8 protein-coding genes are annotated in these 6,776 nt (G+C 43.9%); all 8 read left to right on the forward strand.

The genetic code is table 11. From position 1 onward, the window contains the following. Nucleotides 1-369: hypothetical protein (locus MOB01S_RS12580; RefSeq protein WP_439646424.1), on the forward strand; the 369-nt coding region annotated here is incomplete at its 5' end. A 56-nt stretch (nucleotides 370-425) separates the two neighbouring features. After that, complete coding sequence (locus MOB01S_RS11600; protein ID WP_066805648.1) at nucleotides 426-671, forward strand: BolA family protein; 246 nt, start codon at nucleotides 426-428, stop codon at nucleotides 669-671. A 60-nt stretch (nucleotides 672-731) separates the two neighbouring features. After that, a complete protein-coding gene (gene murA / locus MOB01S_RS11605; RefSeq protein WP_066805651.1) occupies nucleotides 732-1,994 on the forward strand; it encodes a UDP-N-acetylglucosamine 1-carboxyvinyltransferase in 1,263 nt (420 codons plus the stop codon). Between the two features lie 205 nt (nucleotides 1,995-2,199). Continuing rightward, nucleotides 2,200-2,844 (forward strand): ATP phosphoribosyltransferase, encoded by a 645-nt coding sequence (gene hisG, locus MOB01S_RS11610; protein ID WP_066805655.1) that lies wholly within the window; start codon nucleotides 2,200-2,202, stop codon nucleotides 2,842-2,844. After that, nucleotides 2,844-3,194 carry a gamma-glutamylcyclotransferase family protein gene (locus tag MOB01S_RS11615; protein WP_066805657.1) on the forward strand — a complete coding sequence of 117 codons (351 nt, stop codon included), beginning with the start codon at nucleotides 2,844-2,846 and terminating at the stop codon, nucleotides 3,192-3,194. Before hisG ends, MOB01S_RS11615 begins: the two co-directional genes overlap by 1 nt. A gap of 17 nt (nucleotides 3,195-3,211) precedes the next feature. Further along, complete coding sequence (hisD, locus tag MOB01S_RS11620; protein WP_066805660.1) at nucleotides 3,212-4,531, forward strand: histidinol dehydrogenase; 1,320 nt, start codon at nucleotides 3,212-3,214, stop codon at nucleotides 4,529-4,531. Nucleotides 4,532-4,909: 378 nt separating this feature from the next. Next, complete coding sequence (locus MOB01S_RS11625; RefSeq protein WP_066805663.1) at nucleotides 4,910-5,362, forward strand: universal stress protein; 453 nt, start codon at nucleotides 4,910-4,912, stop codon at nucleotides 5,360-5,362. A gap of 95 nt (nucleotides 5,363-5,457) precedes the next feature. Beyond that, nucleotides 5,458-6,453, forward strand: coding sequence for an adenosine kinase (locus MOB01S_RS11630; protein ID WP_066805666.1), 996 nt, complete (start codon nucleotides 5,458-5,460; stop codon nucleotides 6,451-6,453). The last annotated feature ends 323 nt before the right edge of the window (nucleotides 6,454-6,776 follow it).

Raw genomic sequence — 6,776 nt, forward strand, 5'->3', positions numbered from 1 at the left:
TCGTTTAATAACAATTCGTTTAATAACAATTCGTTTAATAACAATTCGTTTAATAACAATTCGTTTAATAACAATTCGTTTAATAACAATTCGTTCTATGGCAACCAAAACTACACCCAAAATGGCGTTGTAAACAACCCCAATAACTACAACACCAACTACAACACTTTACCAAGCATGCCCATAAGCAATGCTCCAAGTACACCTCAAGCTCCTAGCATGCCCCAGTACAATAACACACAGCCTGCTTATAACTACGGAAACAACGCCAACATTTACAACAACGCTTACAATAACACCGCAACCCCAAACAACGCCAGACCCACAAGCAGTTATGTACAACTGTACAGTGGCACAAATATGCCCTGATATTGTGGTGTGATCGATTATCTTGTATAATGACAAATTTTTAGCGAGTGTTTTTTATGAATTCTGATGATTTAATCGCCCTATTACGCCCCACATTTCCCAATGCCAATATTGAGGCGGTCAATCAAGGCAACAAATTTGAAGTATTGATTGTTGATGAAAGTTTTGATGGCAAGCGTTTGGTACAACGCCAACAAGCCATTTATGCCATTGTCAATGCCCACATTCAAAGCGGAGCAATGCACGCCTTAACCATTCACGCATTGACCCCTGCCGAATACCAAGCTCGCCAATCTCATTAACCCTATCATGACAAATGCTTTGTGGGTATTTGTCATTTTTATTTTATATAGAGATAACTTATGGATAAATTTAAAATCATCGGAAAAAGTCGCATTGCAGGCGAGGTGGCAGTCTCTGGCTCAAAAAACGCTTCCTTACCCTTGTTGGCAGCCATGCTTTTACCAAGCGATGAGACCATACTGCACAACGTCCCCACCCTAAAAGACACCGACACACTCATCAAGCTCATCGCAGGCATGGGCGTAAACATCAAAAAAGAAGGTAACACCGTCATCGCAGACGCTCGCCATGTCGCCAACTACTATGCCCCTTATGAGCTTGTGCGTACCATGCGTGCCTCCATCTTGGTGCTTGGGGCATTACTTGGACGTTTTGGCGAAGCCGAAGTTTCTTTGCCGGGGGGCTGTTCTATCGGCTCTCGCCCTGTTGATCAGCATTTAAAAGCCTTTGAAGCCATGGGTGCGGTCATCAATGTAGAAAATGGCTACGTCAAAGCCCATGCACCTGCTGGCGGTCGTCTGATAGGTTGTGATTTTACTTTTGACATGGTTACGGTGGGCGGTACCGAAAACGTCATCATGGCAGCATCACTTGCCAAAGGAACAACTCGCCTAGAAAACTGTGCTTGTGAACCAGAAGTCGTGGATTTGGCAAATATGCTTGTGGCAATGGGTGCCAAGATTGACGGCATTGGTACGCCAACCATGATTATTGAAGGTGTGGAAAGTTTGCACGGCTGTGAATATAGTGTCATTGCAGACCGTATTGAGACAGGTTCATATCTGGCTGGGGCATTGATGAGTGAAGGCGATGTCCTTACCACCAACACATCAGCAGAGTTGCTCCACCCTGTTTTAAAGAAATTTGAAGCAATGGGTGCTACCATTACCACAGGCGACAACTGGATTCGTGCCGTCATGAAAGGTCGCCCAAAGGCGGTGGATATTCGCACCCAAGTACACCCTGGTTTCCCCACCGACATGCAAGCACAACTGATGGCAGTGTGTTGTTTGGCAGATGGCACAAGCACCATCATTGAAAACATCTTTGAAAATCGCTTTATGCACGTCCCAGAGCTGAACCGCATGGGGGCAAATATCCGCATTGATGGGCATACCGCCATTGTAACAGGTGTAGAGAAGTTTAGCCCCGCCCCTGTTATGGCAACTGATTTGCGTGCGTCCATGTCGCTGGTTATGGCGGCAGCGTGTGCTGAGGGTGAGAGTATCATTGATCGCATTTATCATATTGACAGAGGCTATGACAATGTTGAACAAAAACTCAAAGCACTGGGCGTAAACATTGAGCGGATTCAGGGTTGATATCAAGGTGTGATTGATTTGACACCCTAATCCCAAACGCTCATCAGACTTGACAAAGTTGGTGGGCGTTTTTACAGATGATACATCTTTATTGTATGACCGTGGCACACTTAGCAATGGTCAAAATACCGCCAAATCCAATTTGGACATTAGGTGTATTGGCACATCATCAACATATTTTTCTATCAAAACATAACAGACAGCCATGAAAGATGATTTTTTAGGTTTAACCATTGCCCTCTCAAAAGGGCGAATCTTGGACGAAACATTACCGCTATTTGATAAAGCAAACATTCGTCCCTTAGAAGACATGAACAAATCTCGCAAGCTCATTTTTGGTACTTCTAATCCAAATGTAAGATTTTTGTTATTGCGAGCCTCTGACGTACCTACCTATGTAGAGCATGGGGCAGCAGACATTGGCATATCAGGCAAAGACACACTCATGGAATACAACGCCAACGTCTATGAACTCATGGATTTAAACATTGCTCGTTGCCGTCTGATGACCGCAGGCATAAAAGGTAAAACCCTACCCAACAACCGCCGATTGCGTATCGCCACCAAATACGCCAACGTTGCTCGTGAGTATTTTGCCAGCAAAGGTGAGCAGGTGGACATCATCAAACTCTATGGTTCTATGGAGCTTGCTCCACTTGTTGGGCTAGGGGATTTGATTGTGGATGTGGTGGATACAGGCAACACCTTGCGTGCCAATGGGCTTGAACCATTTGATGAAATCTGTCAAGTATCCTCACGACTCATCGCCAACCCAGTCAGCTACAAACGCAAATTGGCACAAATCCAACCAATTTTGGATATTTTAGAAGAAACAATCAGAGGGCATTAATGGAGCATTTATTTGTCTATGGCACCCTTGCCCCAAACCGCCCCAATCACCGCATCATGACCCCCATTGATGGTACTTGGCAAAACGCCACCGTCAAGGGATTTTTGCACGCACAAGGTTGGGGAGCAACGCATGGCTACCCTGCCCTTGTTGGCGATGATGATGGTGATGTCATACACGGTTTTATTTTTTCGTCTGATAAATTACATCAGCACTGGGACAGACTTGATGAGTTTGAAGGTAAAGAGTACATACGCACACAAATTACCGCCACACTAGATAATGGCGAGTCTCTCATCGCATTTGTTTATGCCCTAAACCCAAACCTTTTACCCAATCTACCCAAATAAACAAGCAGGTACTTCTTATGCCAAATTTAGCCATTTTAAATAGCCAAGATATTGACTTTCAACAACAACTTGCCAAATTGCTTGCCTTTGAAACCGTTACCGACAAAAATTTAGTAGAAACCGTAGACAACATCATCGCTGAAGTCAGAAACGGTGGCGATGAGGCAATTTTGGCATTGACTCAAAAATTTGACAATCACCCTGCCAAAACAATCAACGAACTGTTTATCAAACCTGATGAGTTAAAATCTGCCTTTGATAGCCTCAATGACGATGTCAAAACCGCCCTAGAATTATCTGCAAAACGCATTTTTGACTTTCACCAACACCAAAAAGAGATAGGATTTACGTTCACAGACGCTTTGGGCAATACCTTGGGTCAAAAAGTTACCCCCCTTGATAGCGTAGGTATCTATGTGCCGGGCGGTTTGGCAAGCTATCCGTCCAGCGTGCTGATGAATGCCATTCCTGCCAAAGTCGCTGGCGTAAGTCGTATCACCATGGTTGTGCCTGCCCCAAATGGTGAGCTTAACCCCCTCGTACTGGCAGCAGCTTACTTGGCAGGCGTGGATAAAGTCATTACAATTGGTGGTGCTCAAGCAGTGGCAGGGCTGGCTTATGGTACACAAAGCATTGCCAAAGTTGATAAAATTACAGGACCAGGCAACAAATACGTCGCCTGTGCCAAACGAGCGGTATTTGGGCAAGTGGGCATTGACATGATTGCAGGACCGTCTGAGGTCTTGGTTTATGCCGAAGGCGAAACTGGCGACAATGCCGACTGGCTTGCCATGGATTTGCTGTCCCAAGCTGAACATGATACGGTGGCACAAGCGATTTTTGTAACCACTTGCCCAAAACAGCTTGATGATGTCAAGCAAGCATTGGATAAAGCCTTAGCCAACCTACCCAAAGCCGACATTGCACGCACTGCCCTTGCCAATCGTGGGGCGTTGATTTTGGTCAAAGACCGAGCCGAAGGCATCAACATCATTAACCAAATCGCTCCTGAACATTTGGAGCTATCACTAGACAAACCCCACGAAGTTGAACAACACATTCGTCATGCAGGGGCAATTTTCTTGGGTCGCCACACCCCAGAAGCGATTGGAGATTATTGTGCAGGGTCAAACCACGTCCTACCTACGTCAGGTACGGCAAGGTTTAGCTCACCACTTGGGGTGTATGATTTTACCAAAAAAACATCGCTCATCCACTGTACGCCAGAGGGTTCAAAACCCCTTGCCAAAACAGCCGACATTCTTGCCATACAAGAAAACCTAGAAGCACACGCTCTATCAGCTCGCTATCGTCATGGTGTGGTGCATTTAGAGTAAGTCTACCTTTTACCAAAGGTCGGTGCTTGATTGAGAATTGTCATTTTCCCCACAACCCAACAAATCTTATGCAATCAACAAGCTAAGGTTTTGGGTTGGGATTGTGGTTAAATTTATCATTTAGCACTTGTTATTGACACCGATTTTGCTTATACTAGGGTATGCCCACCCTTTATAATACTGTTTACATTTAGAAATAAAGACGGCGTTTTTACATTAAAAATGGCTAAATCCTGTGGCTTAAAAGCAAAACTTATCTGATAAAGTTACTATCAGCCTGCGTTTTTTTCTAGAAAAACGTGCGATTTATCTCATGTTAATTGTAAATACAAAAGGTGGGTATGCCCCAACAAACCCCAACCTTATTAAGGAGTTGTGATGTATCAGCACGTTTTACTTGTTACTGATTTAAATGACGATACTGATATTGTTGCCAGTCGTGCCAAATGGATTTTGGAATCCTCCCCATCAGCCCAGCTTTCTGTACTACACATCGTAGAAGAAACCATGCTAGGCTTTGGTTATGAGTTGATTCCTGCCTCTGCCCTGCATGAACAAATTGATGACGAACGTTGTCAAGTTGCTCGCACACGACTTGCCGAAGTCCTAGCACGCAACCAACTCCAAGTCCACGATGCCAAAATCAAAACCGCCATTTCAGGACGTAAAGGCATCGTGGATTATTGTAAAACGCACACCATTGACCTTGTGGTTATTGGTTGCCACAAACGCACAGGGCTATCAGCATGGCTTGCTGGAGCAACAGCAGATAGTATCTTGCCTGATGTAGATGCTGATTTGCTTGTGGTGCAACTGGCACAAGCGGATTGATATTTATCAAAAATAAGGGCAAGCGATTTGCTCTTATTTTTTTACCCAACAATCAGTTATTTTGCTATAATGCCAATTTTGTATTAGGAAAAACCATGTACGACCTCATCGCCATTGGCAATGCCCTTGTGGATACCGAATTTCAGCTTAGTGATGACATTCTTAGCAAAACCAATCTTAGCAAAAGTAGCATGACGCTTGCTGACACAGACGAACAATCCGCCCTATTTGACCTTTTACAAGCACACAACATCACCCCCACCAAACAAGCCAGTGGCGGTTCGGCAGGTAACACGGTGGCGTGTTTTTCAGCATTGGGAGGGTCAGCCTTCTATCATTGCCGAGTCGGTCATGACAAACGTGGCATGTTCTATTTGTCTGATATGGCAAATATGGGCGTGGTGATTGACAATGAAAAAGCCGAAGTTACTGGTGCGACAGGCAGTTGTATCGTGTTGGTAACTGACGATGGCGAGCGTACCATGCAAACCAATTTGGCAGTCAGTAGCCAAATTGATGAGAGTAATGTGGATTTTGATGTTATGGCAGGAGCAAAATACCTGTATCTTGAAGGTTATCTTGCCATGTCGCCAAGCGTCCAACCTGCGATTGCCAAACTATGCCAAACCGCCAAAGACAAAGGCGTAAAAATCATAGTCAGTTTTGCCGACCCTGCGGTAGTGCGATTTGCCAAAGATGGCGTGATGTCATGGCTTCAAGATGGTGTAGACATGATATTTTGTAACATGGACGAAGCCAGATTATTTGCCAACGCCGATGATGACACCACTGCTGTTCAGACCTTACTTACTTACGCCAAAGTTGCTGTCGTTACCAATGGGGCAAAACCCACCAGCGTAGGCGATGAGCATGGCATCAGTTTATATGACGTACCCACCACCCATGTCGTAGACACCAATGGGGCAGGTGATAATTTTGCAGGGGCATTTTTATACGCTCTATCACAAGGCTTGGATTATCAGGCGTGCGTTCGCCTAGCAGGAGGCGTTGCTAGCCGTGTGGTAAGCCAGTTTGGTGCAAGATTATCCAAGACAGAGTACGGATTGGTTAAACAAGAAATACTTGGTTAATTGAACATAAATTGTAAGGTGTATCAATACACCTTACAATTTAATATTTGGTGTCAAATTCTAGATATTAAAAAACACCAATTTTCCAACTTCAAAACAAATTTTAATCAATATATTTTTTCAAACATATGCAAATTTTCATTTGCTTTTTCTTGTATAACACACTCAAATGAGTAGCAAGGATTGATAATTGAAATTATGACCATCAACCACAAAATGCCTTAATCCATCTTTTGGCAAATCATAATGATAATTTCTTATTTTTTTCTAAATACAATAAAACAAAATTTGTGATTTCAAGTACAGATGAATAAATCTTCTTA

This window comes from Moraxella oblonga NBRC 102422, assembly GCF_001598275.1.
Lineage (GTDB): Bacteria > Pseudomonadota > Gammaproteobacteria > Pseudomonadales > Moraxellaceae > Moraxella > Moraxella oblonga.